This window comes from Secundilactobacillus sp. MJ173, assembly GCF_059704265.1.
In genome coordinates, this window is record NZ_BAAKGN010000019.1 from 134,501 (window position 1) to 161,075 (window position 26,575).

The following is a 26,575-nucleotide window of genomic DNA, read 5'->3' on the forward strand; positions in this document are numbered from 1 at the left end:
TACAAAATAGGCTCCGATGCATAATCACATGCACCGGAGCCTGTTTTATTTTAGAAAACGTTCAACTGCTGATTGTCCAAATCAGTCCGAACGATCAAGACGTCAACGTGGGCATTGGACACAACGTAGCTAGCATTAGAACCCATCATCATCCGTTCAACCACGTTAGCTCCAGTAGCGCCTATAACGATCAGGTCCACTCCCAATAGCTGGGGTAAATTCTTTGCCAGTTCTAATTTGGGATTACCAAATGTAACGTGAATCTCAACTTGTTGAACACCACGTTCAATCGCTTGATCGCGATAACCTGCAACCAGCTGATCCATTTTAAGTTTAAACTCATCTAAGATCTCTGGGTCAACAGCGCCAAAACCAAATTGAGACTTGCCAATATTCGTCAGCTTACTGATGTTCAGCACGCTCACAATATAAAGTGTCGCCTGGTTTCGTTTGGCAATTGCGATTGCCTTTTGAACGGCTCGCTTCGCCTGCTTTGAACCATCCACACCAACCATCACGTTTTGATAATTACTAAGCTGTGCCAATACCATCACTCCTTAGTCTGGTAATTCGTTTGCCAGCGCCTCAATTGATCGGCCATAAATTGCCATAGCCATCATTAAATCAGAAATGGGTTGGAACTCATCTACTTGATGCATCGTGTCTGGTGTGTGATCCATGAAGAGTGCACCAAACGCAACGCCCCGCTTCATTAATCGACCGTACGTGCCACCGCCAACAACTTCTGGCTTAGCCGCCTTCTTACCAGTCATTTCACGATAAGCGTCCATTAAAGTTGTCACGATAGGATCTTCAGGATCAACGTAGTGTGGCACCATCTCACGGCCCTTACTTAACTCAAAGTGGTTTTGATCAGCCACTTGAGTTAGTTTCGCTTGCAGATCGTCAGCTGTCATTCCTTTAGGATAACGGAAGTTCAATACGATTTTCCCTGGTTGACCGGCTTTAAAGTCCATGACACCAACGTTCATGGTCAAATCTCCCATGATGTCATCGGTAAACGCTAATCCCAACTTATGAACGCGAGAATCATCGTGGAGATCACCACCAAGAAGCTCTAGGAATGAGCGTGCATCACCGCCGAAAGCCAAAGTTTTCAAGAACGATGCCAGATAAGTGCCGGCGTTAATACCGTTTTTAGGCTCCATGCCGTGAGCCGCTTTACCGATGACGTGGAAATGAACCCCATCCGTATCGATATGAACGTCCCCGGTAACGGGTGCTTCGTCCAAAAAGGCAGTAAAGGCACTGACCAATGCTTCATTATCGTCCGTTTCAACAACTGCATGAGCGTCTCGCGGAACCATGTTTTCACGTAAGCCCGCACTGAACTGGTTAAGTCGGTAGTCACCGCCGTTTGAACCCTGCGTGGTCAACGTAAAAGTGGCATTGCCTTTTTCACCGTTGATCAGCGGAAATTCAGCATCAGGTGAAAAGCCCATGGTTGGTTCTGGCTGCGTCTTAAAGTAATGGTTCATGCCAGTCCAGTCACTTTCTTCATCGGTACCGAGAATGAAGCGCACTTTCTTATTGAGTTTAATTCCCTGTTCCTTCAAGATTTTTAGACCATAGTAGCATGCTAGCGCTGGTCCTTTATCATCCGATGTCCCACGACCATACAGATTACCGTCTTTTTCAGTCAGGGTAAACGGTTCCGTTGACCACCCCTCACCAGCTGGCATCACGTCAACGTGAGCCAAGATAGCAATGGTTTCATCACCTTCACCGTATTCCACAAAACCGGCTAAATTATCAAGGTTAGTGGTCTTGAAGCCATCACGTTCAGCCATTTTCAAGAAGGCCTGAAGTGCTTCTGCTGGTCCTGGTCCCAACGGTGCATCAGCCGTTTTCTTTGAATCGTCACGAACACTTTCGATGGCGATCAGTTTCGTTAAATCATCGATATAAGCTGCTTGATGTTGTGTTGCAGCTGCTTTCCAATCAATTGACATTTAAGTTCCTCCAATATTGGTTTCTCACGTACTATTCTAGCATATAACCAGCATTGTGAGGAGCAAACAGCTGGGCTTAAACATAACCGGTGAGAAATACACTGGTTTGGATCGAACGGTGAAAATTAATCACAACTTGTATCATCATGCTATACTCATGTTAAGTATTTAATTATAGGAAGGCGATAAACGTGGAAACACTCACAGACGAGATTCTTTCTCGAACAATTCGAATCCGGCCAGAAGAAAGTCATAAGGGTACTTACGGTCGGGTATGTTTGATCGGTGGTAATGATCATTTTGGTGGTGCAATCATCATGGCAACCGAAGCCAGCGTATACAGTGGAGCCGGTCTGAACACTACCCTAACTGATTCCAGCAACTTTGTTAGCCTGCACGCTAGAATGCCCGAGGCAATGGTCGCTGATTTTACCAACCATGCTGAGTTGACTGATTTAATCTCATCCGCCGATACCGTTGTCGTTGGACCTGGATTGGGGACAACTGCTCAAAGTTTAAACGTGCTTCAAACCGTTTTTGATACCGTTACCCCCACTCAGACACTAGTTATTGACGGATCAGCGATTACCCTAGTTTCTGAAAAAAGCCTTCAACTGCCGCAAGCTACCCTGGTATTTACACCCCACCAGATGGAATGGCAACGACTGTCTGGTATTAAGATTGCCGATCAAACTGACACGGCAAACGAGACTGTTCGGCAGCAACTGGGTGGCATCGTGGTCCTTAAATCACATCAAACCAAGATTTACACGCCAACGGGCAGTTATTTAAACACTGCAGGTACACCAGCTCAGGCAACTGGCGGCATGGGTGACACATTAGCTGGTATGATTGGTGGGTTTACAGCCCAATTCGAGAATCAGATAAATGCGGTATTGGCTGCAGTTTACGCTCACAGCGCGATTGCGGATGAGCTCGCCCAAACTCAATACGTAGTTTTACCCACGCAAATTATTCACGAATTACCACGGTTCATGCATGATCATCAACACTAACGTAAAAAGCTTTGCAATCCGTTTTGAGAGATTGCAAAGCTTTTATTTTAATCTGATAATTACTTAACTTATTTAATATGCAACATTGCTCTTAATCGTTTGATTCGATCACCCAAGACGGTATCAGCTAACCGCGTGCGAAGAACCAGGTAGACATACAGATAGCCGGCAACGCCAACTGCAATCACCACCACGATCAAACTACCCACACGTGAATCAACTACCATAAACGTGGCGAGCAAACGACTCACTAATCGAACTAGCAAGTAAGCCACACCGCACATGAGAATTGAAAATGCCAAAACACCATTCACTTTCTTAGAAATGGCTGGGAAATCAACTCCAAAGGACTTATTCAACCAGTGTAGGATCAAAATATTGGCAACTAAGAACCCAATTGTGGTGGCTACCAACGGACCAAAAACGCCCATATAGTGAATGCATGGCCACTGCAACGCCAGCTTAACGATGGTGCCCACCGCGAAGTAACGAACCGCACGTTTATTCTGAGAAACCCCCTGCATGATAGCGGAAGTCACACTGAACAGACCCAACATGATTGAGACAAAAGCGGAAAACGCCAAAACAGCAGTTGCTAAATCTTTGTGTGATGTCCCATAAAAGATAATGTTCAGAGGGTGCGCAATAGCGACCATCCCCAAAGCACTAGGAATCATTACGAACGCAAATAGCAACATGGCATTAGTCAACTGATGACTAATATCTTCATGATCGTTACGCGTATACGCTTCAGACAGTAATGGAACAACGGTAATTGCTAAGGCTGAAGACAGCGAAACAATGATCATAATCAATTTATTGGCGTTAACACTAAACATGGCGAATAAATTGTTCAACATCACCGTGGAAGTGATTCCCGTGCCACGCATAAAGTTAAAGAAAGTGTACTGATCAATCAACTGAAAAATGGTAATGCCGGCACCAAGCACAATAAATGGTAAGGCTTGCTGCAAAATTTCTTGATACAGTTGCTTAGCCGGAACAACAATTTCATTATTACTATTCGCCACTAACGAATTAAAGGTTGGCCGATTCTTAAAATAATACCAGGCCAGTGTCAAGGTCCCAGCAATCGCCCCAACACAGGCAGCGAAGGTTGACTGGGAAACAGCTGTCACCCAGCTACCATGAAGTACCCGCATGATGATAAAAGCAGACCCTAACATGTAGGCTACTCGAGCAAGCTGTTCGACGAATTGGGAAATAGCAGAAGGTGCCATTTGCTGATATCCCTGGAAGAAGCCTCGGGAAAGACTCATCACCGGAATGATCAAAACCGCCCAAGCCAGTGAGTGCAGTACGGGTACAACCCGCGCATCACCACCGTCAAACAATGGCGCACCAAAATAGAGTAAACCGGCACAAACAAGTCCTGTCAGCCCAGCCAGAATAAAGCCGTGCTTATATAGCCGAAAGCCAACGCCATACTCGTTCATGGCATTATAATGGGCCACTTCTTTCGCAATGGCAGAAGGAATCCCTGCAATGGCCGCAATTAAGAAGAAACTATAAATGTTATAGCCCTTCCCATAGAGTGCGTTACCTTGGAAAAAGTAACTGCCAAACCAGATTCCCCAAGGAATGATGTAAACCGCACCAAGGATTCGGGAGAAAATACTGCCAGCGGTCATCCAGGCAGAACCGGTAACCATCTGGTCTTTTGAATCCGGCGCCGTATTGCCGGATTCGTTGTGATTTGACATCTCAGTCATTAAAAATACCTGCTTTCATTCGTCCATTTTTGCAAATTACATATTATTTTAATATTTTTTTGAGCATTGAGCAATGCTTTATACCGAAGTCGTTCAATCTACTACACCATAAGCTTTAATAATAACAGTTTTATAGTCAGCAACGCCATTTTTTATACTTATTTAACAATTTAAGAGCTAATGGCAAAATAAAAACACGATAATCTCTCAACGAGAAAATCATCGTGTTTTTGTTTAACTCTTATGCCACCGTATTCAGGATAATCTTGTTACTGTCCAATCGCATGAAAACCAATATCATGCCGGAACGTATAGCCAGTTTTATCAACGTTAGCATCCAGCACCGCGTTAACCTTGGTTTGAGCGGTTTGCAAATCTTCAGCTTTCGTCGTGACCATGAGAACCCGACCACCATGACTGACGACCTGCTCACCGTCTTGGCTGACTCCGGCATAGCTAATGGTCACATCTGACTCCTTAATGACTGGTAACGGTCGACCATTCACAACTGACCGGGGGTAATCACGTGAAGCCACAACCGTGCCCAAGTAGAACTCGCCATGCTGCCATTCTGCAACGGGTTGTTTCCCCTGCTTTAACTGCAAGATCAAGGTTCCTAAATCACTCTTTAATTGCGGTAACACCACTTGTGTCTCCGGATCACCCATGCGGACGTTAAATTCGATGACTTTAATTCCCGTTGGCGTATTGATCAATCCAGCATACAGAAACCCATTAAAGGGCGTACCGGCATCAGCCATACCAGCCAAGATGGGTTTGATGATTTGATCGATTGCCGCCTGTTTTAAACTGTTATCGATGTGCGGAACTGGGCTATAAGCGCCCATCCCCCCAGTATTGGGACCTTCATCGCCGTCGCCCAAGCGCTTATGATCCTGAGCAATTGGCATGGTGATAAATGTAGTACCGTTAACCATGGCAAAAAGTGAAAATTCTTCCCCTTGCAGATAATCTTCAATCAGTAATTTTTTTGAACCGGCAGACATTAACTTTTCCACTGCATCGGTGGCTTCCTGTGTAGAATTGGCAATAATAACGCCCTTACCCGCAGCTAATCCATCCGCTTTGATCACTAATGGCGGTTGTTGCGTCTGAACGTATGTCAAAGCCACTGCTAAATCAGTAAATTCCTGATAATTGGCTGTTGGCACGCCACTATCTTTCATCATCTGCTTCGCAAACGTTTTGGATGACTCCAGCTGAGCTGCGTATTCGTTTGGACCAAATATCGGCAGATTCTTAGCCTCAAAATAGTCAACGATGCCAGCCGACAAGGGCTGTTCCGGTCCGACCACGGTACACTGAACGTGGTGTTTTTCAGCAAATTCAGCAAGTGCCGGAAACGCCATTTCGTCGATTGAAACGGTTTCTACTCTAGGTAGTTTAGCCATCATGACATTGCCAGGTGCAACGTAGACTTGACGGTTTGGCACTTTAGCCAGTGTCTCAGCCAAAACATATTCGCGGCCACCGCCACCAATCACTAACCAATTTTCCATGTCATTGCCCCCAATTTAGAATCAGTGCTTGAAGTGACGAACACCAGTAAAGACTAATGCAATCCCATACTCGTCAGCCTTGTCGATGGACGCCTGATCTTTAATGCTGCCACCCGGTTCAACAATGGCTTTGATCCCATGTTTTGCGGCGTATTCAACACAATCATCCATGGGGAAAAAGGCGTCTGAAGCCACAACTGCTTCATCGTAACCAGCCTTTTCTTCCGCTTTGTCCACCGCAATTTTTAAGGAGTCAATCCGGTTCATTTGACCGGCACCAACGCCCAAAGTTTGATTGGCAGTAGTCACCACAATAGCGTTACTCTTCACGTGTTTAACCACCGTTTGACCAAATTCCAACGCTTTTAATTGCGCCTCGGTTGGCTGGGTTTTAGAAACCACTTTAAAGTCATCAACCGTTTCATGAACGGTGTCCGCGTCCTGATAGAGCGCACCACCCATCACAGTAACAATGTCTTTTTGCTTAGGATTCATCTTACCGAAGTCCAAAGTCAGAATCCGTAAGTTCTTCTTCTTTGCTAACACTGCATATGCGTCATCATCAAAAGCTGGTGCAATAATAATTTCTAGGAATAAAGCGTGCATTTTTTCAGCCGTTGCCAAATCCACTTTGCGGTTCAAGGCAATAATGCCGCCAAAAATGGAAATTGGATCAGACTCATAAGCTAAGTCCCAGGCAGTCAGCAGGTTATCGCTTACCCCAATACCACAAGGATTCATATGCTTTAAGGCAACCACAGCAGGCTTGTCGAAATCAGCAATGATCCGTAAGGCAGCGTCAGCATCACGGGTATTATTGTACGAGAGCGCCTTACCATGAAGCTGTTTGGCATTAGCCAGTGAATAACTAGCTGGAATCGGTTCTTTATAATAAGCAGCTGCTTGATGGCTGTTTTCGCCATAGCGCATATCTTCAACTTTTTCGTAGGTAACGGTCAGTTTATCTGGGAATGGTTCTTCCGTCATATACTTAGCAATCAGAGCGTCATAAGCTGCCGTTTGGCGAAAGACCTTAGCTGCTAAATGCCGGCGATAATTTTTGTCTAACTGATCGGTATCAAACCGTTCCAAAAATTCTGAATAATCAGCTTGGTCCGTAATGACCGTCACATCTTGAAAGTTCTTAGCCGCGGCTCGGAGCATCGATGGCCCGCCAATGTCGATTTGTTCGATGGCTTCGGCATCCGTCACACCGTCTTTTTGAATCGTCTCTTTAAAAGGATATAAGTTGACACAAATGAGATCGATTGGTTCAATGCCGTTTTCCTTTAATTTAGCCATGTGCTGAGGATTGTCCCGTTTCGCTAAAATCCCTGCGTGAATCCGTGGATGCAGCGTTTTTACCCGTCCATCCAGCATTTCCGGAAAACCCGTCACGTCCTCAACGGCGGTCGCTTCAACACCACCGTCAACCAACGTTTTTAAGGTTCCGCCCGTAGAGATAAGTTCATAACCGCGCTTAGTCAGTTCTGAACCAAATTCTACGATGCCAGTTTTATCAGACACACTCAATAATGCTAATTTAGCCAAATTAAAGCACTCCTTTTTCAATTAATTGACGTACCGTTTGTGGGTATAACTGATGTTCAACAGCATGAATCTTCGCTTCTAAAGTCGCCAGCGTATCCTGATCAGTTCGAGAAACTGCCTCCTGGGCAATAATCTCACCTGTGTCTACGCCACCATCCACATAGTGAATCGTCACACCGGTTACTTTAACGCCGGCGTCGTACGCATCTTCAATACCGTGCCGACCTGGAAATGACGGCAGCAACGCTGGGTGAATGTTGATGATTCGTCGTGGAAACGCGTTAAGCAAGGTTGGCCCAACGATGCGCATGTAACCGGCCAATACCAAACCAGTGATATGATACGGTGCTAGATCCTGCAATAAAGCTTGTTCCCTTGACGATTTATTAACACCCTTCTTAGGCAATGATAAAATCACCGGAATTTGATGATTCTTTGCTCGCTGAATCACCGGTACATCCGGTTGATCACAAACTAAAACACAGATTTTTGCTGGTAAATCAGCGTTAACTAACGCCTCAAAATTTGTTCCGTTGCCAGAAGCAAAGATGGCAATCCGAGCTTCACTCTTGATACTGGACTGGTTGTTCACGTCGCTTCACCACCTTACCAATCGTTTGGTATGCCGTTTGTTGTTCGTCTAAAACTGATGTCACTTCGTCAATCTTTGCGGGTGAAACCACCAAAACCATGCCAATTCCCATATTGAAGACCTGCCGCATCTCCGCCGTAGCCACTTCACCAGCGTTTTGTAACACGTTGAAAATTGCTGGTGTCTGCCAGCTGCTAGGATCAATCAAAGCCGTTAATTCAGCCGGAATCATGCGGCCAAGGTTATCCGCCAATCCCCCGCCGGTAATGTGTGCCATGGCATGCAGACTACCAGTCTGAATCAAGGGATAAACTTGGTGATAGTAGAGTTTTGTGGGGGTCAACAATTCGTCAATCAGTGACCGTTTCAAGCCAGGATAAACCTGGTTTAAATCCAAATCCGCGTCTTGAATAATTTTACGAACCAGTGAAAAGCCATTAGAATGAACCCCACTTGATTCCAAACCAATGAGTACATCGCCTTCTTGCACATTCATCGAACCAAGCAAACGGGCTTTATCAGCGATACCAACCGCAAAGCCACTCAAATCATAATCCGCTGAGCGATAAATGCCTGGCATTTCTGCCATTTCGCCGCCAATTAACGACAAGCCGGCCTGCTGACACCCTTCAGCGATACCCTTAACAATTGTCATCACCTTGTCAGGCTCTAGTTCTCCTAAGCCGATGTAGTCTAGAAAGAATAAGGGTTTAGCACCCTGTGCCAGCACATCATTAGCACACATTGCCACGAGATCGATACCAATCGTAGCGTGCTGATTGGCTTCAATGGCCAGCAATAACTTAGTGCCAACACCGTCCGTACCAGAAATCAGCACGGGCTGTTTGAGCTGACTCACCTCTGAAGTCAATTCGTATTCAGCACCAAAGCCGCCTAAACCGCCAAGGACATTAGCATCGTGCGTCTGACTAACGATGGTCTTGATATCACGAACTGCTTCCTCACCAGCGTGGATATTCACTCCTGCTTGTTCGTATTGACTAGTCAACGTTTATTCGCTCCTTCATATAATCCTAGACGTGCAACTTCAGCATCAAAGCCAGCCTGATAATCGTAAAGCGGGGTGGGATACTTACCGTCAAAGTAAGCCGTGCATAAACCGTGATTGGGTTGATCATTCAAGTCGCCAATTGACTTAACTAACCCATCAACACTCAAGTATGCCAGAGAGTCTGCTCCAATCATCTGGCAAATTTCTGGTACGGAATGATTAGCCCCAATCAACTCTTTAGTCGTTTGAATATCAATACCATAATAACAAGGGAACTTCAGCACTGGAGAAGCAATTCGCACGTGAACTGATTTGGCCCCTGCTCGCTTAAGCAAACCAACAATGTAGCCACTGGTTGTGCCACGAACAATTGAATCATCCACTAGCACAATATCCTTACCTGCCACCACTGACTTCACGACTGATAATTTCATACTGACGCCACGGACCCGTTTGGCTTGCGTGGGTTCAATAAACGTTCGGGCAACGTACTGGTTCTTGATCATGCCCATGTCGTAATGAATGCCACTGGCTTGCGCGTAACCAATTGCCGCTGACAGTGATGAATTGGGTACACCGATAACCACGTCAGCTTTGACCGGTGCTTCTTTAGCAATGGCTGCGCCCATTCGTTTACGAGCTTCATGAACACTAATCCCACGAATCACTGAATCAGGGCGTGCAAAGTAAATATATTCCATTGAACAAATCGACAAATGCGTATCAGTTGTAAAATGATCGATGGTCATGCCCTCATCCGTCACAATGATAACTTCGCCAGGCTCAACGTCCCGTACAAACGTAGCGCCAACTTGGTCTAACGCACAAGTTTCACTGCAAATGACGATGGCACCATCATCCATTTTACCGATCACTAACGGCCGGAACCCATTGGGATCTAGAGCGGCCACCATCATTTCGGGAGTCATTAATAAGTAGGCAAAACCACCCCGAAGTTGATTCAAAGATGCTTTTAGCTGTTCAACAAACGTCTTTTGGGGGCTCGTTTGGATCAATTCACCTAGCAGTTCACTATCAGAAGTTGCTTGAAACTGGACACCCTTTTGCTTCAAATCGTGACGTAATTGCGTTGCATTGGTTAAATTACCGTTGTGAGCCAGGGCAAACTGTCCTTCAGCCGGATGGTCAAAATACATCGGCTGGATGTTTGCAATACCGTGATTGCCTGCGGTTGCGTATCGAACGTGACCAATCGCAGCGTTACCGGGCAAAGAAGTCATTTTCTGAGGATCGGAGAAAACCTCGGCTAATAGGCCTAAGCCACGTTGACGGTGAAACTTGCCATCCTGATTACTCACAATGCCAGCCCCTTCTTGGCCGCGGTGCTGAAGACTATGCAGACCATCATAGGTTAACTGAGCCGCACCGTCACGTCCCCAGATGCCAAACAGGCCACACTCTTCGTTAAGTCCTTTTACTTCATTAGGCATCCCAGAGCACCTCCGAAAGTAGCTTTAAGATCAGCACAGCTTGCTTTCAATTTGCCATCGGCAGTCGTGAGACTCACTTGATCTTGATCAGTGGTGTGCCCCAGTAAAACTGCTTGGTTGCCTGCCAATGCTTCAAACTTGGCTTGGTTTTCTGCGTCTACGCTGACAATAAAGCGTGACTGGGTTTCGCTGAATAGTTGTACATTAGTTAAACTGGTTTGACCTTCAAAGCCTAAACTAGAATCGAATAACCCTTCTGCCAGTGCAACACCTAAACCGCCCTCGCTTAAATCGTGAGCACTCTTGAGCAGGTTTTCCCTAATCACTTTTTGAATCAATTGCTGATTAGCCGCTTCAACGTCCAGATCAAAGTCCAATGTGCCAGTTGGTGGAACCTGACCCTGCAACTTCTGAAGTTCCGAGCCAGCAAAATCATCGCCAGTCTCACCAACGAGATAAACGGCATCACCGGCCTTTTTAAACGACTGGGTGGTAATGTAATCAGTGTCTTCGATAAGTCCAACCATGCCAATCATTGGGGTTGGATAGATTGAATGCCCATCGGTTTCGTTATACATCGACACGTTCCCAGAAATAACGGGGGTATCAAATCTTTCACAAGCCTGAGCAATTCCTTGAACTGATTGATCCAGTTCCCAGTAGCTCTCTGGATCATCCGGGCTACCAAAGTTCAAACAGTCTGTAATGCCAATTGGAACACCACCGCTGGCAACAATGTTACGAGCTGCTTCACTAACCGCAATTTGACCGCCAACAAAGGGATCAAGGTAAATATAGCGTGCGTTGCAATCCGTCGTCATGGCTAAAGCTTTCTTGGTATGACGCACTCTAACTACCGCTGCATCGCTGCCAGGCGTGACTGCAGTATTCGCTTGAACCTGTGAATCGTACTGTTTATACACGGCTTTCTTAGAGGCGATGGTTGGCTGAGCCAGTAAGGCTTTCAACGTCTCAGCCGGATCTTTAATCGTTGGCGTTTGAGCTGGCTGACTGTTTTTCAACCGTGCTGGTTTACGACTTGGCTGTTCATGTTCCACAACGTCGTCGACCAAACTGGTTACCGGAACATCAGTCACTAACTGACCGTGCTGATAAAGCCGATATTGTCGGTCATCGGTAACGTGGCCTACCACCACAGCATCTAAATCATATCGGGCGAAAATATCTAAAACAGTTTGTTCTTCACCCTTCTTAACACACAGCAGCATCCGTTCTTGGGATTCTGACAACATAATTTCGTAAGCACTCATCCCCGGTTCACGTTGGGGAACCAAATCTAAGTTCATGGTGACACCACTTTTAGCTTTGGATGCCATTTCAGCTGAGGATGACACCAGACCTGCGGCACCCATATCTTGAATACCCATCAAAATTTCGGCGTGATCATGAATAATTTCCAGGCAGGCATCCGTCAGCAGTTTTTCCATAAAGGGATCACCGACTTGAACGGCTGAACGGTCCGCCTCTTTTTCTTCACTAAATTCATTAGAGGCAAAAGTGGCACCATGAATTCCATCACGACCAGTCTTGGCCCCCACATAGATGATTGCGTTGCCAGTTCCCTTAGCACGACCTTGTTTCAAATCTGCTTGATCCATTAAACCAACACACATGACGTTCACTAGCGGATTACCATCATAAACCGTGTCAAAACCGATTTCACCACCGACAGTCGGAATCCCAATACAGTTACCATAAGCGGCAATGCCGGCAACAATTTCGTTTACTAAATAACGATTCTTAGGATTATCCAGCTCACCAAATCGAAGACTATCTAATGAAGCGATGGGTTTGGCACCCATGGAAAAAATGTCACGGATAATACCGCCAACACCGGTTGCAGCACCTTCAAATGGTTCTACGAAACTGGGATGATTATGGCTTTCTGCCTTGAACACCACTGCTTGACCATCACCGATATCCAAAACACCAGCACCTTCACCTGGGCCTTGAATCACCCGTGAACCATCATTCCAAAACTTTCGCAGGATTGGCTTGGAATTCTTGTATGAGCAGTGTTCACTCCACATAACCGCGAATAAACCCGTTTCAGTATAATTGGGTAGACGACCAATTAATTTTTGGGCAATATAATCGTATTCCTGTTCTGATAATCCCCAAGCTTCATAGGGTTTTTGTTCACGAATTTCTTCTGGCGTTAGTTCCGTTTTTAGTTGCTGCATACCCTCTTACACCGTCCTTAAATGAGCTTGTACAAGTGATTTAAATACTAATAGACCGTCCGTGCCGCCCTGAATGTCTTCGACTGCCCTTTCTGGGTGAGGCATCATGCCCAGTACGTTACCGGCTTCGTTAGTAATACCGGCAATGTCTGATACACTACCGTTGGGATTATTTTGATACGTGAACGCAATTTGATGGTTTTCACGTAGTTTAGCTAAAGTTGCATCATCGCAGTAGTAGTTACCTTCACCATGGGCAATCGGCAACGTAATTGGCTGCTGGTCCTGAAAAGCGGACGTAAACATTGTCCGATTGTTCTCAACTCGTAAAGGTTCGGGTTCACAGATAAATTGCATTTGCCGATTATGCTGTAACGTCCCCGGTAACAAACCAGCCTCGGTCAGAATCTGGAAACCATTGCAAATTCCTAATACGGGTTTACCAGCCTGTGCAAAGGCCTTAACGGCTGACATCACTGGTGCAAACTTGGCAATGGCTCCGCCCCGTAAATAGTCACCGTAGGAAAAACCACCAGGAATCAAAACCACGTCGAATCCTGATAAATCAGTGGTCGTATGCGGCACAATGGTTGCAGCCTCGTTTAAATCATCGGTAATGGCATAATACAGATCTTCATCACAATTAGAACCTGGAAAACTCACCACTGCAAATTTCATCATTGATTAGCCAGCTCCTTTATATCGTAACGGTAGGTTTCCATATTCGGATTAGCTAACAGTTGGTCACAGATTGCTTCAATTTGCTTTTCGGCTTCATCCGCTGTGGAGACATCCAACGTAATTTCAAAATATTTTCCTTGTCGAACCGCTGTCACCTGATCAAACGCCAAACGGTGCATGGCATCTTTAATTGCAACGGCTTGCGGATCTAAGATTGAGGGCTTGTAGGTCACGTGAACTTGGGCTAAGAACATGTTTCAACCTCCTATTTGGCTGTAGCTTCTAGACGGGATAGAACGGTACGATAGCCATCCATCACATCACCGGTATGTTTTCTAAAGACGTCTTTATCCAACGATTCATGGGTAGTTGCATCAACTAACCGGCATGAATCTGGTGAAATTTCGTCGCCTAGGATCAAGTTGTTGTCAGCATCGAAACCAAATTCAACTTTAAAATCAACTAAGGTAATCCCTGATGCAGCAAACAACTTAATCAAGGCCTGATTGATTTTAAAAACCTGATCACGCATGGTACTTACTTGTTCTGGCGTGGCAATCTTTAATGCGTGGATTTGTGAATCGTTAATGAAAGGATCATCCAGCCGGTCACTCTTGTAATAAAACTCCTGTACTGGCTGCTCAAATGCTTGCAGGTATTCGGTATCGAATTTCCGTTGAAAACTACCAGAAGCGTAATTTCTAACAACGACTTCTAATGGAATCATCTTCATTTTTTTAACCAGTTGATCACTAGCCGACAGACGCTTAATAAAATGAGTGGAGATGCCAAGATGGTTTAAGTATTCAAAAATTAGACTATCGATTTGATTGTTAACCTCACCCTTGTCATCGATATGTTCTTTGCGTTTGCCGTTCAATGCCGTTGCCTGGTTCATGTAATGTACTTGAATCACATTAGGGTCATCCGTTGTAAATAACTGTTTTGCTTTACCTTCATTAATCAAAGTTGCCAATCTTTCCAGATCCTTTCTGATTATCTAAACTGACTCACAGATGCTAACAATGACTCGATTGACGGTCCCGTGACCGTAATATGCCCCATCTTGCGGCGGTCTCGCACTTCGGCTTTGCCATAGTCGTGCAGGTGCCATTCAGGATGTGTCGGCCAGTCACTACGAGCTGCCAGTAAGTTGTCACCCAACAGGTTAACCATGACAGCGGGTTCAAACTGCCGAATCGGCGGGATTGCTAACCCGCAAATACTACGAATATGAGCATCAAACTGAGAAATATTGCAGGCCTCAATCGAATAATGTCCGGAGTTATGGGGTCGTGGGGCCAATTCGTTGATCATTAACTCACCCGAAGCTAATTCGAACAGTTCAATACCGAGCACGCCTCGTAAGTTCAGTGCTTCCGCTGTTTGAATGGCAATGTGTTGCGCCTTACTCTTCACGGTATCAGTCGTTTGAGCTGGAATGATACTGGTGTGCAGAATATGGTGCTGGTGCCGGTTTTCACTCACCGGAAAAGTAATCACTTGATTTTGTCCGTCCCTAGTGACCATCACTGATAATTCGCGGACAAAGTCTTGTTTCAGTTCGTAGATCCACTCAGTTTGTTCAATTTCGTCTTCAATCAATTGCCAATCCGTCTGTTCGTTAATATCAAACTGGCCGTGACCATCGTAGCCACCTTCAACCGTTTTCAACAGGCCCGGCTGACCAATTTTTTGAATCGCTGCCTGCAGATCTGCCATCGATTTCACCGATGCGAAGGGTGTAACCGGTAGTCCATGTTGCCGACAAAACGTTTTCTCTCGTAGACGGTGGCTGGTGATTGTTAATAGCTCAATTCCCTGAGGAATTCGAGTTAGGTTTTCAACTTGTTTTAACGCGGTCTGATCCACGTTTTCGAATTCATAGGTTAAAACATCGCTTTGCGTTGCAAGTTGCGTTAATGCTTTTAAATCATCGTATTCAGCAACGATTTGAAAATCGGCTACCTGACCTGCAGGCGCATGATCAGTTGGGTCAAGGACGCCAACTTTATACCCCATTGCTTTAGCCGATAACGCCATCATCTGGCCAAGCTGGCCGCCGCCAATAATGCCAATCGTCGATGGTGGTAAAATCGGACTACTGTAATTGGTCATTACTTTCAGTAGCCTCCTTTGTTTGGCGAGTTCGAAACGCTTGCAACTGAGCCTCAACATCAGCATCTTGCAGCGCAATAATCTCAGCCGCTAACAAAGCTGCATTTTTAGCACCGGCACTACCAATAGCCACTGTGGCAACCGGCACGCCTGAAGGCATTTGAACAATTGAAAGCAACGAATCCATGCCGTTTAGCGCCTTAGATTGAATTGGAATCCCAATGACCGGTAACGTGGTATTAGCTGCCAGCATTCCCGGCAAGTGCGCTGCACCACCAGCGGCAGCAATGATCACTTGGTAATGTTCGTCTTTTGCTGTTTCTCCAAAATGTTGCAGTTCACGTGGCATCCGGTGAGCGGATATCACGTGGCTGTCGTAACTAATGTGTAACTCGCTGAGCAGATCAGCCGTAGCTTTAACGTGTGGCCAATCGGAAATAGATCCCATTACAAGTGCAACTTGCATTATCAAAATCTCCTTTGCCTTTGATACCCATAGAGTACCAACTGTTTGGACAACTGTCAACACAAAAATCGAACTATTACATCACTTGTATATTCAATGTTCGTGTTTAAATCGTTTTATGAATGATTCATGCCCTTATTTTTAAGAAAATTCCAGTGATGCTTCTTAATTGATCACCCTCAAAATTGAAAGCACAAAAAAACCTGATTAACTGCCAACTATTGGCAATTAATCAGGTCCTTTGGTGATTTAATTTTAACGGATCAAACCGTGATTATTTTCCAACCACGATGTTAACGATCTTCTTTGGCACAACGATTACTTTTTTAATGTCATGACCATCCGTAAAACTCTTAACAGATTCTTCAGCTAAAGCGGCACTCTTAACTGTGTCCTCATCAGCGTCGGTTGCGACAGTGACGTGACCACGAACCTTACCGTTAACTTGGACAGCTAATTCAAGACTATCCACAACCAACTTAGATTCGTCATAAGTTGGCCATTTTGCGTAGGTAATGGTCTTATCGTGCCCCATCAATGACCACAGTTCTTCAGTGATGTGTGGTGCGATCGGTGCCAGCATCTTTACTAAGCCTTCCATGTAAACCAATGGCAGACTATCAGCCTTATACGCTTCATTAACGAAGACCATCATCTGAGAAATAGCCACGTTAAACCGAAGTGCAGCCATATCTTCTGTAACCGTCTTAACAGTCTGATTGTAGATCAGATCAAGCTTACCGTCGTTGATAGTAGTGACCCGGTCACGCAAATGGTTATTGTCGTCAATGATCAACCGCCATACACGGTCAAGCCAACGATAAGCACCAGCAATTCCTTCAGTACTCCAAGGCTTAGAACCTTCTAGTGGTCCCATAAACATCTCGTAGACCCGCAGCGTATCAGCACCGTATTTATCCACGATTTCGTCAGGATTAATCACGTTACCCTTAGACTTAGACATCTTTTCGTGGTTTGTCCCAAGAATCATCCCTTGGTTAACCAACTTCAAGAATGGTTCCTTGGTAGGCACAACACCGATATCATACAGGAACTTGTGCCAGAACCGGGCATACAGCAAATGCAGCACAGCATGTTCAGCTCCACCAATGTAAAGGTCAACAGGCAACCAATACTTCAGCTTTTCAGGATCGGCAATCATCTTATCATTATGCGGATCGATGTATCGCAAGAAGTACCATGAACTCCCAGCCCATTGCGGCATGGTATTGGTTTCACGCTTCCCCTTACGGCCATTCTCATCCACCACATTCACCCAGTCATCCAGGTTAGCCAATGGACTTTCACCAGTCCCAGAAGGTTCTAGTTGCTTGGTAGCAGGCAGACGCAATGGTAATTCGTCTTCCGGAACCAAAGTCGTTTCGCCATCTTCCCAGTGAATTACTGGAATTGGTTCACCCCAGTAACGTTGACGAGAGAAGATCCAGTCACGCAACCGGTAGTTAACCTTCTTCTTGCCGGCATCGTGTTCCTCGAGCCAATCGATAGCAGCCTTGATCGCCGTCTTCTTATCCATCCCATTTAGGAAACCTGAATTGATGTGCTTACCATCTTCGGTATAAGCAGCTTCCTCGACATTGCCACCTTCAATAACCGGTTTAATTGGCAAGTGGAATTTCTTAGCAAACTCATAGTCACGATCATCATGTGCAGGAACGGCCATGATTGCACCAGTTCCGTACGAAGCCAACACATAGTCACCAATCCAGATTGGTAATTTTTCACCGTTGATTGGGTTAATACCGTATGCTCCAGTGAAAACACCAGTCTTGTTCTTGTTTAAATCAGTCCGTTCCAAATCAGAACGACTTTCGATTTCTTTCTTGTAAGCCGCTACATCCGCAGCTTGTTCTGGTGTGGTAATTTGATCAACCAGGTCGTGTTCTGGTGCTAAAACCATATACGAGGCACCAAATAACGTATCTGGACGAGTGGTGTACACTTCTACCGACTTGTCTTCTGCACCAGCAATTTTAAAGAAGATGCTGGCCCCTTCAGAACGACCGATCCAGTTACGTTGTTGTTCCTTAATACTTTCTGGCCAGTCAATATCATCCAAATCATCAATCAAGCGATCAGCATACTTCGTGATCCGCAAAACCCACTGACGCATTGGTACCCGATAAACTGGGTAACCGCCACGTTCCGTTTTACCATCGATAACTTCTTCGTTAGCAACCACGGTACCACCCATGAAATCGGGTGCCCAGTTAACCATGATCTTATCTTCGTATGCGAGTCCATGTTTGTACAATTGTTCAAAGATCCATTGGGTCCACTTGTAGTAAGCAGGATCAGTGGTATTAATCTCGCGATCCCAGTCATATGAAAAACCTAATGACCGAATCTGACGCTTAAAGGTCTTAATGTTTTGTGCGGTGAAATCTTTAGGGTTGTGGCCCGTCTTCAAAGCATATTGTTCTGCAGGTAAACCGAAAGCATCCCAGCCCATTGGATGCAAAACATTGTAACCCTGCATCCGCTTCATTCGGGAAATAATATCAGTTGCTGTGTAACCTTCAGGGTGACCCACATGAAGTCCCTGCCCTGATGGATACGGAAACATATCAAGCGCGTAAAACTTCGGCTTTGATTGTTCATCATAAGTTTTAAAAGTTTTATGCTCTTTCCAATAATGCTGCCATTTTCGTTCAATAATACTGTGATTGTAAGCCAAACAAATACGCTCCCTTTCTCATGTCGGACAAGCTGAAAACTAAAAAAGCCTACAAGAAAACAACGTTTCTTGTAGGACGGAATTTCCGCGGTACCACCTAACATTCCCGTAAATACGGGCTCTCATTATTTCGTAACGCGAAAATCACGTCTCAACTTACTTTAGTTCAGTTGAAAAACTCAGAGACGAGTTCGGTGTGCAGCCGACGAATTCGCAACAACCATCCGCTTTCTGAACAGCGTCACACACCTAATAGTCCTCATCAGTCTTTAATTTTTGTTCAGTGGTTTCATAGTACCAAATTTAGGTATGAGAAGCAAGGGCATTCAAGAAGAACGCTGAATGATTAGTCACTGATGGGTTACGTAAAGTCAATTACCTATCCATCATTAGTGACCTCCTGCATAGTTTAGATTAAACGTCTATAATAAAATTATCCAAACTATGAAAGGAACAGCTAATATGAATCTTGAACCCGCAGTTAATTACAGTCACACTCTTTTAAAACCAGTTATCGTCAAGGGCGATACCGTTGTTGATGCCACCGTGGGTAACGGCAACGATACGCTTTTTCTAGCCAGTCTAGTCGGCAATACCGGCCACGTGTTGGGCTTCGACGTTCAGCAACAAGCCCTAGATAAAACGGCGACACAGTTGACACTGACAGGAATGACACAACGGGTACAGCTGATTCACGATGGTCACGAACACCTGAATCAGTATTTGGACCCGGAACAGCAAATCAGCGCTGCTATTTTTAATTTAGGCTATTTGCCTGGCAGCAATAAAGCTGTCATTACTCATGGCGATACCACCTTGAAGGCACTGACAACTTGTTTAACTCACCTGCGACGTGGTGGCATCGTTGCATTAGTCGTTTATTATGGCCATCCTGGTGGTGAGCAAGAAAAGGAAATGGTGCTCAATCACGTCAAAGAACTGAATCAGAAAGAATACGCAGTCCTACAGTACGGTTTCATTAATCAGATTCATCAACCGCCTTTTTTACTGGCGATTCAAAAACGGTGATAAAGTCTAAGTGAGGTCATGACACAAGTCTATATAAAAATTTCATCTGGTTCCTTAACTGAAAGACCACTTAAAAATTTACTTTTATTTAATACTCTAATGCTCCACAACTCAGATTCCGGCCATTTAACCCAAAAATAATGCGTATTCCAGCAAAGTTCACACCGAAATACGCATTATTTGGGTTAAACCCTAGAACCTACCAAGTCGTGTCACACACTTTTAGTCTACACTTCTTCCTTAGGCAACATCACAATTTGGCTGCTACCATCATCGTACACCCACAACGAAGCAGGAAAGCTTTCTGCATACGGAAATGGCGTATCAAAGCTGGCTACAACGGCATCTTGCTGTAAAAAGTCAAAGGTGAGGTGATTATTGTGGTTCGTTAAGTTGAAGCCGATAATTTCATTCAATTGAAACATGCCTTGTAAATTATGATCAATGATGTACCAAACTTGATCAATAATTTCACCAGGTAAGGTATTCACAATACCAAAACTAGCGTATCTAGGACGATTGTTTTCAAACACGGAGATCGTCTCACTTTCTGTTTATTTCTAGCATCAAGTATACTTCATTTAGCCAAAAATATCAGGCTTCAGGCTTGTTGAGACGATCCAACTGATTGATCAGATAGCTTAAAATCACAAGTCCAAGTGCCACGATGAAGATCCAGTGTAATCCGCTATAAAGTATTTGACGTAACGGTTTGAGTAAGGTACTGCTTAACGTCTTAGCCGTTTGCGGATTGATCAGCCGATTCATCATGTCAAGATCAGTGCCTTTATGTGCGGCAACACCGTTAGCCATCTTAACGTTCATAATAATCCCAAAGACGGAAATCATCAGCGTTTGACCTAATGTCCGAGACAAAGTATTCAACGATGTGGCCACGCCAACGTCTTCTTTGGGCACCTGGTTTTGGACCGTTACCGTTGTAGTGGTAATTGTAATCCCAAAACCGGTTCCGCAAATGGCCGCAATCACAAAGAAACACCAAAAGGGAGTTTCTTGGGGTGCGAATGCCATGGCCAGGCCACCTACTAAGATGAAGGTCAAGCTAAAGTTGATAATTTGTTTCGGCGAACGGTTTACCAGCAGTTTCCCAGCAATAAACGAGCCGACGATCCACATCAACGAACTAGGTGTTATCGCAAAACCTGCTAGTGATGCCGGTAATCCCAGTAATCCTTGGGTCCAAGTCGGTAAATAAACTTCAAAGCCCATCAAAAAACCACTGATCAGCGCTGCCACCAAATTTTGGGTCACAAAGGTACGAATTTTAAATAGTTTGAGTGGAATAATGGGATTCGTCACGCGTCTTTCTTGGCGAATAAAGCCTAAGAAACTGAGCACTGCAATCAGCAAACTGAGCAGTAAAATTCCCCAATTAATCTGGGTGTCACCTAACACTTGGAAACCAAACATAAGTGCTAAAAGTGCCACTGAGAGCCAGATACTCCCAAGGATGTCCAACGTTTGGGTACTTTTTCGGGGCTGCTCCTTTAAAAAGATCCAAATTCCAGCCATCGCGATTAGTCCTACTGGAATGTTAATGAAAAAGATCCAGTGCCAAGACATTTGGTCAACAATAAAACCACCTAGCAGTGGCGCCACGATAGAAGCAATCCCCCAAGCTGACCCATTGAAGCCCATTACCTTGGCCCTTTTTTCAAAGGGGTAGATGTCAGCAATAATGGTGAAGGAAATCGGCATAATTGAACCGGCACCGATCCCTTGTACCGCCCGCCAGATGATTAATTCGGTCATACTGTTCGACATGCCAGACAAGGTAGAACCGATGATAAAAACGGCTAAACCAAATAAAAATAATCGCTTGCGACCGAACATGTCAGATAGCTTCCCGTATATGGGTGTCGCCATGGCATTAGTCAGTAGGAAAATTGAAAAGACCCAATTCATTAACGCAACACCACTTAAATCACCGACAATCGTTGGCATAGCAGTAGATACGATGGTCCCCTCAATCGCACTCATGAACGTTGCAATGAAGATAGCGCCCGTCACTAACGGGACATTGGTTTTACTTGAACTCATAATTTTTCCTCACTTAGCGCTGGCCCGCACCCCCAACGCAGTTTGAGAGTCATCTACTCCCGCCACAAAAATAACGACCAGCCCGAGAGTTAGTCGTTATTTGCAAAACTCAATTGAATTTATTTGTTGACTGATTCAATTTGCTTAAGTGCTTCTTTTAATTCATCAACCTTATCAGTATGTTCCCAAGGCAAGTCAATGTCGGTTCGACCGAAGTGCCCATAAGCAGCTGTCTGCTTATAAATTGGCCGCTTCAAGTCGAGCATTTGGATAATGCCAGCTGGACGTAAATCAAAGATTTGACGAACTGCTTTAGTCAGCTCAACTTCAGAAACGGTCCCAGTACCAAACGTGTTAAGGGAAACCGAAACGGGTTGTGCCACACCGATTGCGTAGGCTAATTGAACCTCCACTTGATGTGCTAAACCGGCAGCTACAATGTTCTTTGCGATATATCGAGCAGCATAGCTAGCTGAACGGTCAACCTTAGTCGCGTCTTTGCCAGAGAAAGCACCGCCACCATGATGAGCGTACCCACCATACGTATCAACGATCACTTTCCGACCCGTTAAACCAGCGTCCCCTTGAGGACCGCCAATAACGAATCGACCAGTTGGGTTGATCAAGTAACGGGTATTATCATCCAATAGGTCAGCTGGAATAACCGGCTTAATGACCTTTTCGATAACATCCTCACGAATCTGATCAAGCGTTGCTGATTCAGCATGCTGTGTACTCAAGACAACAGTATCAACTCGGAAGGGTTTACCATCATCATCGTACTCAACCGTCACTTCTGACTTGGCATCTGGACCAAGATAATCCAAGATGTTTTCCTTCCGAACTTTAGCGATCCGTTGCATCAACTGATGTGCTAAAGAAATCGCTAAAGGCATAAGTTCAGGTGTTTCATCAATGGCATACCCAAACATCAAGCCCTGATCACCGGCACCAATTTGGTCCAGCGGGTCAGTTTCACCGTCACGCTTTTCCAAAGCATCGTCAACACCTTGGGCAATATCAGGCGACTGTTCATCGATTGCAACTAAGACCGCGCAATTATCACCGTCAAAACCATACTTACCACCGGTATAACCAATTCCTTTGATGGTTTCACGAACAATATGCTGAATATCAACATAAGCAGTTGTCGAAATTTCACCAAATACCAAAACTAATCCGGTAGTAACAGATGTTTCACAGGCCACACGAGCATCTGGATCCTGTGCCAGCATTGCATCCAGAATTGCATCACTAATTTGATCAGCAATCTTATCTGGGTGCCCTTCAGAAACTGATTCTGAAGTAAATAAATGTCTTTCTTGCATTGTAAAAATTCCCCCTATATCATTTTTCGGTTACAAGGCATCTTCACTAAGTCAAGCTAGTGAATCCTATCGGGAATGAAGACTCATAACTTTATTATTTTAACACAATTTTTTCAGCTTAGAAAGTTGACTTGTAACCGATTGAAAATTATTGAGAGTTGACCGGAACTTTGAAAATGTTAAGCTATTCTATATCAAACAAAAGGAATTACTGACTATGTTAGAAAATATTGAAGCGTTTATTGTTCACCATCGCCGCTTTCTTCAAGGCTTATTTTTCGGTTTCGTTGAAATGAGTGGTTTATTATTATATGCTAATGCAAATTCTTTCCAGTCATATACGCGCCCGCAGCAGTTACCTTTACTGTTACTTTCGTTAACGACCATTCTAATTTTCACTTGCCTATATGTGATTCGGACAACTTCTGCACGTAGTAAAACCGCGCCTATTGTCTTATTGTTAACCATTGCTTTCATCGTCTTCAGTTTAGCAAAACTGCCAATGTTGGTTAACATCATTAACGGCTTAGCAATTATCGTGTTGTTACTGATTCGTTACTTACCCAAATGGTTTGACAACGAATTGGGCATTGTATTATTAGCACTTATGCTTGCCAGCTTAGCAGCCGGGAATTTTCTATTGTCGCATGATTATTTATCAACCAGTTACTTAACAACAATTCTTTTACCGTTGTTATTATATAATTATTTCTTTCTGCCACAAAAAGCCTTCCATTTCGTTCTTCTCCCAGCAGGACTCGGCGTTTTGACACTTGTATGGCTATTTTTTCTCCATTTGAACGTGATCGTTATCGCTGTTTCATTGTTAGTTTTACTTGTCTGGTTTCTCATTCAAACCATGTGGCGACCGTCCCCTTCTCGCGGTCTACTCATTGCAGCAGTTTTACAAGCCATCATTTTTGTCTGCAGTCGATAATTAAAACTTTCTAAAGCTTCCCTCTAGCTATTATCGTCATCAGCAATTTGTCATATGATGAGAATGCAATAACCATTACGTTGGGGGGCTTTCAATTGATTCAAATTAAACTTGTAGGGGATATTTGGAGTGGCAAGTATCAGCCTGCATTAACGGGTAACCGGATCGTGGATACCGCATTATTGACACAGTTTTGCACGAAATTAGTAGCGTGGTTCTCACAGCAAAATATACGCGTGGACGTTAAAATTGAACATGATTTCGACTTGCCAAAAGCAACCGGCAACGACACACTTTATTTAATTGATTCAAGAATTGTCAAGGCATTTTCTGAAGACATATTAAGTAAAGTGAATTTCTTACCAATAAAGCATTTAGATTTATTGCATGGTGATCCAAGTGGCAGCTGCCAGTCAATTTTAAAACGTTTGAAATTAAACTTAAAATTACAACAATCATAAAAGGTTAGGTCAAAACATCCTCTGTTTTGTACCTAACCTTTTATGTTTAAACAAAAAGACCCGGGAAAATGACACTGTTCACATATGGTTTCGCAACTTGTCTTATTTCTGGTTCAATATGACTGATAAAATAATCTTTATCGACCTTATGATTCCCCATCCAACCAATAAAATATTTTGGTCGATAACGTCGATTCGAAATGTCAAAAGCATGATAAGCCTTTAATTGGGTACCGCGGTAAATGACCTCGATTGCTGCAATACCCTCACAAATAAGTAATTGTTCAGCTTTTTTTAGCTGTTCATTACGAACATTAAATTCATGATTATTGGTGTTATCTACCAAGTGTAAAATGATTTCGATCTGACAATTTGCCTTTAGAAACTGTCGACTGTTGTGTAATAAGTTAAGGTACGAGCTAATTAGTTCTTTCAGTGTCGTTTCACCGAAGAGCATTACGGTTAACCTCCTAAGGGTGGTTGCCTGTTAATTTTTACGCAGCATACAATTAGATTGCACACAGAGTATATCACATTATATTGGTATAGACAATTAAAAAATACCAAAAAAAGAACCAAGCAATAAAATGCTTGGTTCAAAGAGTGATACCGGAGGTGGGGTTCGAACCCACACGTCCTCAACGGACACTGGATTTTGAGTCCAGCGCGTCTGCCAGTTCCGCCACTCCGGCATATTAATTTAAAAATACTAAAAATGACTTAACCATCCCATTGCTCTGGGAAAGGCGGTAATCGGATTCGAACCGACGATGGAGGTTTTGCAGACCTTTGCCTTACCACTTGGCTATACCGCCATAATCATGATTCAATGGGCTCCCCAAACTGGGTTAGCTGGATTCGAACCAGCGCATGACGAAGTCAAAGTCCGTTGCCTTACCACTTGGCTATAACCCAATCATCAAGGGCGGTATGTGGGACTCGAACCCACGCGTGCCGGAACCACAATCCGGTGTGTTAACCAAACTTCACCAATACCGCCATTATACCAAAACAGGGATAGCAGGAATCGAACCCGCACTAGCGGTTTTGGAGACCGATGTACTACCGTTATACTATATCCCTATGGTGGATGGGAGTGGATTCGAACCACCGAACCCGAAGGAGCGGATTTACAGTCCGCCGCGTTTAGCCAGACTTCGCTACCCATCCATATATGGCGCGGGACGGAATCGAACCGCCGACACACGGAGCTTCAATCCGTTGCTCTACCAACTGAGCTACCGAGCCATGTAATACTATTCACTTGTTAATCAATATTAACAACGGTCCGTACGAGACTCGAACTCGTGATCTCCTGCGTGACAGGCAGGCGTCCTAACCAGCTAGACCAACGGACCATCTTTTATGGAGGATACAGGGCTCGAACCTGTGACCCTCTGCTTGTAAGGCAGACGCTCTCCCAACTGAGCTAATCCTCCAAGATGTTCTATTTAAAACTACTTAATCAATTTTTTAAACCGATTAATGACCCGTACGGGATTCGAACCCATGTTACCGCCGTGAAAGGGCGGTGTCTTAACCACTTGACCAACGGGTCATACAAAACGTTGTTGAACGGAGAGTGAGGGATTCGAACCCTCGAAACAAGCTTTTACTCGTTTACACCATTTCCAGTGGTGCTCCTTCGGCCAACTCGGACAACTCTCCAACTTAATCCCCGGCAAACTTGTCGTGAACAAACTTATAATTCAAGAGTTATCCCAACAACAAAGTTTGCCGGATA

General features: G+C 44.5%; 23 protein-coding genes, 11 tRNA genes, 1 riboswitch and 1 other annotated feature. Of the genes, 4 read left to right on the forward strand and 30 right to left on the reverse strand.

The features are described 5' to 3' along the window. Positions 1 to 50: 50 nt before the first annotated feature. Together AC6H04_RS02960 and pepV are read right to left on the reverse strand one after the other, a co-directional pair. Positions 51 to 545: a universal stress protein gene (locus tag AC6H04_RS02960; RefSeq protein ID WP_497570287.1), complete on the reverse strand. Its 495-nt coding sequence runs from the start codon at positions 543 to 545 to the stop codon at positions 51 to 53. Positions 546 to 557: 12 nt separating this feature from the next. Beyond that, entirely contained in the window at positions 558 to 1,973 is a 1,416-nt protein-coding gene (gene pepV, locus AC6H04_RS02965) for a dipeptidase PepV (RefSeq protein ID WP_497570288.1), read from the reverse strand. Between the two features lie 191 nt (positions 1,974 to 2,164). On the opposite strand from pepV, the gene AC6H04_RS02970 reads away from it, so the two are divergent. Continuing rightward, positions 2,165 to 2,989, forward strand: coding sequence for an NAD(P)H-hydrate dehydratase (locus AC6H04_RS02970; RefSeq protein ID WP_497570289.1), 825 nt, complete (start codon positions 2,165 to 2,167; stop codon positions 2,987 to 2,989). Between the two features lie 68 nt (positions 2,990 to 3,057). On the opposite strand, the gene AC6H04_RS02975 is transcribed toward AC6H04_RS02970, so the two are convergent. The 13 genes from AC6H04_RS02975 to leuS form a co-directional block, all read right to left on the reverse strand. After that, the gene (locus AC6H04_RS02975) at positions 3,058 to 4,713 is read right to left on the reverse strand and encodes a putative polysaccharide biosynthesis protein (RefSeq protein ID WP_497570309.1); all 1,656 of its coding nucleotides are present in this window, start codon (positions 4,711 to 4,713) and stop codon (positions 3,058 to 3,060) included. Between the two features lie 278 nt (positions 4,714 to 4,991). Next, positions 4,992 to 6,242: a phosphoribosylamine--glycine ligase gene (purD, locus tag AC6H04_RS02980; RefSeq protein ID WP_497570290.1), complete on the reverse strand. Its 1,251-nt coding sequence runs from the start codon at positions 6,240 to 6,242 to the stop codon at positions 4,992 to 4,994. A 21-nt stretch (positions 6,243 to 6,263) separates the two neighbouring features. After that, entirely contained in the window at positions 6,264 to 7,793 is a 1,530-nt protein-coding gene (purH, locus tag AC6H04_RS02985; protein ID WP_497570291.1) for a bifunctional phosphoribosylaminoimidazolecarboxamide formyltransferase/IMP cyclohydrolase, read from the reverse strand. Position 7,794: 1 nt separating this feature from the next. Continuing rightward, positions 7,795 to 8,385 carry a phosphoribosylglycinamide formyltransferase gene (purN, locus tag AC6H04_RS02990; protein ID WP_497570292.1) on the reverse strand — a complete coding sequence of 197 codons (591 nt, stop codon included), beginning with the start codon at positions 8,383 to 8,385 and terminating at the stop codon, positions 7,795 to 7,797. Beyond that, on the reverse strand, positions 8,357 to 9,394 hold the full coding sequence (gene purM / locus AC6H04_RS02995; protein ID WP_497570293.1) for a phosphoribosylformylglycinamidine cyclo-ligase: 1,038 nt from the start codon (positions 9,392 to 9,394) through the stop codon (positions 8,357 to 8,359). The genes purN and purM overlap by 29 nt, the downstream gene beginning before the upstream one ends. After that, positions 9,391 to 10,848: an amidophosphoribosyltransferase gene (purF, locus tag AC6H04_RS03000; protein WP_497570294.1), complete on the reverse strand. Its 1,458-nt coding sequence runs from the start codon at positions 10,846 to 10,848 to the stop codon at positions 9,391 to 9,393. The genes purM and purF overlap by 4 nt, the downstream gene beginning before the upstream one ends. Beyond that, the gene (gene purL / locus AC6H04_RS03005) at positions 10,833 to 13,052 is read right to left on the reverse strand and encodes a phosphoribosylformylglycinamidine synthase subunit PurL (protein WP_497570295.1); all 2,220 of its coding nucleotides are present in this window, start codon (positions 13,050 to 13,052) and stop codon (positions 10,833 to 10,835) included. The genes purF and purL overlap by 16 nt, the downstream gene beginning before the upstream one ends. Positions 13,053 to 13,058: 6 nt before the next feature. Beyond that, positions 13,059 to 13,733 (reverse strand): phosphoribosylformylglycinamidine synthase subunit PurQ, encoded by a 675-nt coding sequence (gene purQ, locus AC6H04_RS03010; protein ID WP_497570296.1) that lies wholly within the window; start codon positions 13,731 to 13,733, stop codon positions 13,059 to 13,061. After that, the gene (gene purS, locus AC6H04_RS03015; protein ID WP_098826255.1) at positions 13,730 to 13,987 is read right to left on the reverse strand and encodes a phosphoribosylformylglycinamidine synthase subunit PurS; all 258 of its coding nucleotides are present in this window, start codon (positions 13,985 to 13,987) and stop codon (positions 13,730 to 13,732) included. Before purS ends, purQ begins: the two co-directional genes overlap by 4 nt. An 11-nt stretch (positions 13,988 to 13,998) precedes the next feature. Beyond that, positions 13,999 to 14,709 carry a phosphoribosylaminoimidazolesuccinocarboxamide synthase gene (gene purC, locus AC6H04_RS03020; protein ID WP_497570297.1) on the reverse strand — a complete coding sequence of 237 codons (711 nt, stop codon included), beginning with the start codon at positions 14,707 to 14,709 and terminating at the stop codon, positions 13,999 to 14,001. A gap of 20 nt (positions 14,710 to 14,729) precedes the next feature. Continuing rightward, positions 14,730 to 15,851: a 5-(carboxyamino)imidazole ribonucleotide synthase gene (gene purK, locus AC6H04_RS03025; protein WP_497570298.1), complete on the reverse strand. Its 1,122-nt coding sequence runs from the start codon at positions 15,849 to 15,851 to the stop codon at positions 14,730 to 14,732. Further along, entirely contained in the window at positions 15,835 to 16,320 is a 486-nt protein-coding gene (purE, locus tag AC6H04_RS03030) for a 5-(carboxyamino)imidazole ribonucleotide mutase (protein ID WP_497570310.1), read from the reverse strand. Before purE ends, purK begins: the two co-directional genes overlap by 17 nt. A 271-nt stretch (positions 16,321 to 16,591) precedes the next feature. After that, the gene (gene leuS, locus AC6H04_RS03035; protein ID WP_497570299.1) at positions 16,592 to 19,015 is read right to left on the reverse strand and encodes a leucine--tRNA ligase; all 2,424 of its coding nucleotides are present in this window, start codon (positions 19,013 to 19,015) and stop codon (positions 16,592 to 16,594) included. Positions 19,016 to 19,084: 69 nt separating this feature from the next. Next, positions 19,085 to 19,288: a binding site (T-box leader), on the reverse strand. A gap of 189 nt (positions 19,289 to 19,477) precedes the next feature. Here leuS and mnmM point away from each other — a divergent pair. Next, entirely contained in the window at positions 19,478 to 20,044 is a 567-nt protein-coding gene (mnmM, locus tag AC6H04_RS03040; RefSeq protein ID WP_497570300.1) for a tRNA 5-(aminomethyl)-2-thiouridylate-methyltransferase MnmM, read from the forward strand. Positions 20,045 to 20,271: 227 nt separating this feature from the next. On the opposite strand, the gene AC6H04_RS03045 is transcribed toward mnmM, so the two are convergent. The 3 genes from AC6H04_RS03045 to metK all read right to left on the reverse strand — a co-directional run bounded on the left by AC6H04_RS03045 (position 20,272) and on the right by metK (position 23,433). Then, positions 20,272 to 20,577, reverse strand: a complete 306-nt coding sequence (locus tag AC6H04_RS03045; protein ID WP_497570301.1) for a DUF960 domain-containing protein — start codon at positions 20,575 to 20,577, stop codon at positions 20,272 to 20,274. A 61-nt stretch (positions 20,578 to 20,638) separates the two neighbouring features. Further along, positions 20,639 to 22,105, reverse strand: coding sequence for an MDR family MFS transporter (locus tag AC6H04_RS03050; RefSeq protein ID WP_497570302.1), 1,467 nt, complete (start codon positions 22,103 to 22,105; stop codon positions 20,639 to 20,641). A 119-nt stretch (positions 22,106 to 22,224) separates the two neighbouring features. Continuing rightward, positions 22,225 to 23,433, reverse strand: coding sequence for a methionine adenosyltransferase (metK, locus tag AC6H04_RS03055; RefSeq protein WP_497570303.1), 1,209 nt, complete (start codon positions 23,431 to 23,433; stop codon positions 22,225 to 22,227). Next, positions 23,431 to 23,527, reverse strand: a riboswitch (SMK box riboswitch). (Overlaps the previous gene by 3 nt.) 123 nt (positions 23,528 to 23,650) lie before the next feature. On the opposite strand from metK, the gene AC6H04_RS03060 reads away from it, so the two are divergent. Beyond that, positions 23,651 to 24,370, forward strand: coding sequence for a hypothetical protein (locus AC6H04_RS03060; protein WP_497570304.1), 720 nt, complete (start codon positions 23,651 to 23,653; stop codon positions 24,368 to 24,370). Between the two features lie 95 nt (positions 24,371 to 24,465). Next, the gene (locus AC6H04_RS03065) at positions 24,466 to 24,831 is read left to right on the forward strand and encodes a hypothetical protein (protein WP_497570305.1); all 366 of its coding nucleotides are present in this window, start codon (positions 24,466 to 24,468) and stop codon (positions 24,829 to 24,831) included. A 46-nt stretch (positions 24,832 to 24,877) separates the two neighbouring features. On the opposite strand, the gene AC6H04_RS03070 is transcribed toward AC6H04_RS03065, so the two are convergent. The 12 genes from AC6H04_RS03070 to AC6H04_RS03125 all read right to left on the reverse strand — a co-directional run bounded on the left by AC6H04_RS03070 (position 24,878) and on the right by AC6H04_RS03125 (position 26,499). Further along, the gene (locus AC6H04_RS03070) at positions 24,878 to 25,288 is read right to left on the reverse strand and encodes a hypothetical protein (protein WP_497570306.1); all 411 of its coding nucleotides are present in this window, start codon (positions 25,286 to 25,288) and stop codon (positions 24,878 to 24,880) included. Positions 25,289 to 25,438: 150 nt separating this feature from the next. Next, positions 25,439 to 25,523, reverse strand: a tRNA-Leu gene (locus AC6H04_RS03075). A gap of 52 nt (positions 25,524 to 25,575) precedes the next feature. After that, a tRNA-Cys gene (locus AC6H04_RS03080) sits at positions 25,576 to 25,646 on the reverse strand. Between the two features lie 28 nt (positions 25,647 to 25,674). Then, positions 25,675 to 25,746 (reverse strand) — tRNA-Gln (locus AC6H04_RS03085). Positions 25,747 to 25,755: 9 nt separating this feature from the next. After that, positions 25,756 to 25,830: transfer RNA gene (locus tag AC6H04_RS03090), tRNA-His, on the reverse strand. A gap of 13 nt (positions 25,831 to 25,843) precedes the next feature. Further along, positions 25,844 to 25,914, reverse strand: a tRNA-Trp gene (locus tag AC6H04_RS03095). Position 25,915: 1 nt separating this feature from the next. Continuing rightward, a tRNA-Tyr gene (locus AC6H04_RS03100) sits at positions 25,916 to 26,001 on the reverse strand. A 5-nt stretch (positions 26,002 to 26,006) separates the two neighbouring features. After that, positions 26,007 to 26,079: transfer RNA gene (locus tag AC6H04_RS03105), tRNA-Phe, on the reverse strand. A gap of 36 nt (positions 26,080 to 26,115) precedes the next feature. Continuing rightward, positions 26,116 to 26,189: transfer RNA gene (locus AC6H04_RS03110), tRNA-Asp, on the reverse strand. An 8-nt stretch (positions 26,190 to 26,197) separates the two neighbouring features. Continuing rightward, positions 26,198 to 26,270 (reverse strand) — tRNA-Val (locus tag AC6H04_RS03115). Between the two features lie 47 nt (positions 26,271 to 26,317). Beyond that, a tRNA-Glu gene (locus tag AC6H04_RS03120) sits at positions 26,318 to 26,389 on the reverse strand. Positions 26,390 to 26,407: 18 nt separating this feature from the next. Next, positions 26,408 to 26,499 (reverse strand) — tRNA-Ser (locus AC6H04_RS03125). Positions 26,500 to 26,575 lie beyond the last annotated feature (76 nt).

Bases quoted from the DNA above. Each gene is read 5' to 3' on its own strand.
- pepV (WP_497570288.1), bottom strand. From the start codon at position 1,973: ATGTCAATTGATTGGAAAGCAGCTGCAACACAACATCAAGCAGCTTAT.
- AC6H04_RS02975 (WP_497570309.1), bottom strand. From the start codon at position 4,713: ATGTCAAATCACAACGAATCCGGCAATACGGCGCCGGATTCAAAAGAC.
- purD (WP_497570290.1), bottom strand. From the start codon at position 6,242: ATGGAAAATTGGTTAGTGATTGGTGGCGGTGGCCGCGAATATGTTTTG.
- purF (WP_497570294.1), bottom strand. From the start codon at position 10,848: ATGCCTAATGAAGTAAAAGGACTTAACGAAGAGTGTGGCCTGTTTGGC.
- purL (WP_497570295.1), bottom strand. From the start codon at position 13,052: ATGCAGCAACTAAAAACGGAACTAACGCCAGAAGAAATTCGTGAACAA.
- purQ (WP_497570296.1), bottom strand. From the start codon at position 13,733: ATGATGAAATTTGCAGTGGTGAGTTTTCCAGGTTCTAATTGTGATGAA.
- purS (WP_098826255.1), bottom strand. From the start codon at position 13,987: ATGTTCTTAGCCCAAGTTCACGTGACCTACAAGCCCTCAATCTTAGAT.
- purK (WP_497570298.1), bottom strand. From the start codon at position 15,851: ATGACCAATTACAGTAGTCCGATTTTACCACCATCGACGATTGGCATT.
- mnmM (WP_497570300.1), top strand. From the start codon at position 19,478: ATGAATCTTGAACCCGCAGTTAATTACAGTCACACTCTTTTAAAACCA.
- AC6H04_RS03050 (WP_497570302.1), bottom strand. From the start codon at position 22,105: ATGAGTTCAAGTAAAACCAATGTCCCGTTAGTGACGGGCGCTATCTTC.
- metK (WP_497570303.1), bottom strand. From the start codon at position 23,433: ATGCAAGAAAGACATTTATTTACTTCAGAATCAGTTTCTGAAGGGCAC.
- AC6H04_RS03060 (WP_497570304.1), top strand. From the start codon at position 23,651: ATGTTAGAAAATATTGAAGCGTTTATTGTTCACCATCGCCGCTTTCTT.
- AC6H04_RS03070 (WP_497570306.1), bottom strand. From the start codon at position 25,288: ATGCTCTTCGGTGAAACGACACTGAAAGAACTAATTAGCTCGTACCTT.